The 1,092-nt window shown below is 70.0% G+C and carries 1 protein-coding gene; it reads right to left on the bottom strand.

Going from position 1 to position 1,092, the window contains the following annotated elements:
* A partial coding sequence (locus tag EV148_RS18260; RefSeq protein WP_132000284.1) for a DUF11 domain-containing protein occupies positions 1–1,092 on the bottom strand: 1,092 nt, incomplete at both ends.

The following is a 1,092-nucleotide window of genomic DNA, read 5'->3' as shown; positions in this document are numbered from 1 at the left end:
TCCGCATCCACCGTCGCCGTGTTCGTGATGTCGCCCGGCATCGTCACCGTCGCGACGATCTGCAGCGTCACGCTGTCACCGGCCGCGATCCCGCCGATCGTCCACAGGCCCACGTCGTCGTCATAGGTGCCCTGCGACGGCGTCGCCGAGACGAACACCAGGCCCATCGGCAGCAGGTCGTCCACGCTCACGTTGCTCGCGGCGTTCGGGCCCGCGTTCGCCACCGTGACCGTGTAGGTCACGTTCGTGCCGAGGTTCGGCGTCGCGTTGCTGACGGTCTTCGTCACCTGCAGGTCCGCCGACGGCTGCGCGTTGAGCGAGGCCGAGCCTGCGTTGTTGCCGCCGTTCGGATCGAACTGGTCGCCCGCGCTCTTCGTCGCGGTGTTGGTGATCGCACCCGGCGTCAGCACCGTCACGACGATGTCGAGCGTCGCGCTCGCGCCATTGCCGAGCGCACCGACCGTCCACAGGCCCGTGCCGCTGGTGTACGTACCCTGGCTCGGCGTCGCCGAGACGAACGCGACGCCGCTCGGCAGCGCGTCGGTGACCGCGACGCCGGTCGCGGCGTTCGGGCCGTTGTTGGTCGCGGTGATCGTGAACGTGACCGTCTCGCCGACGTTCGGCGTCGTATTGTCGACGCTCTTCGTGACCGCGATGTCCGCGCTCGGGTTGACCGGCACCGTCGTCGTGCCCGTGCAGCGCGACTGCGCCGGACAGGTCGGGTCGCCGCCGCCGCTCGCGGTCGCGCTGTTGTTGCCGTTCGTGGCATTCGCCGCGACGTTCACGTCGAGCGTGAGCGTCGTGCTGCTGCCGGCGGCAAGCGTGCCGGTATACGTGCAGCTCAAGGTCGTCGTGCCGCTGCAGCTCCAGTTCGTGCCGCTCGCGCCCGCGAGCGTGATGCCGGTCGGCAGCGTGTCGGCGATCGTGATGGTGCCCGCGGTCGGACCCGCGCCGCCGTTCGACACCGTGATCGTGTAGCTCGCCGGCTGGCCGACGATGAACGGCGTCGGCGTCGCCGACTTCGTCACCGAGAGCTCAGGCTGCAAGAGGTTCGTCGTCGCCGTGCCCGTGTTGTTGCCCGGCACCGGATCG

The sequence above is a fragment of the Dokdonella fugitiva genome (assembly GCF_004342425.1).
GTDB lineage: Bacteria > Pseudomonadota > Gammaproteobacteria > Xanthomonadales > Rhodanobacteraceae > Dokdonella_A > Dokdonella_A fugitiva.
Note: the sequence above shows the minus strand (reverse complement) of the source record. Positions and strands in the feature narration are given on the sequence as shown.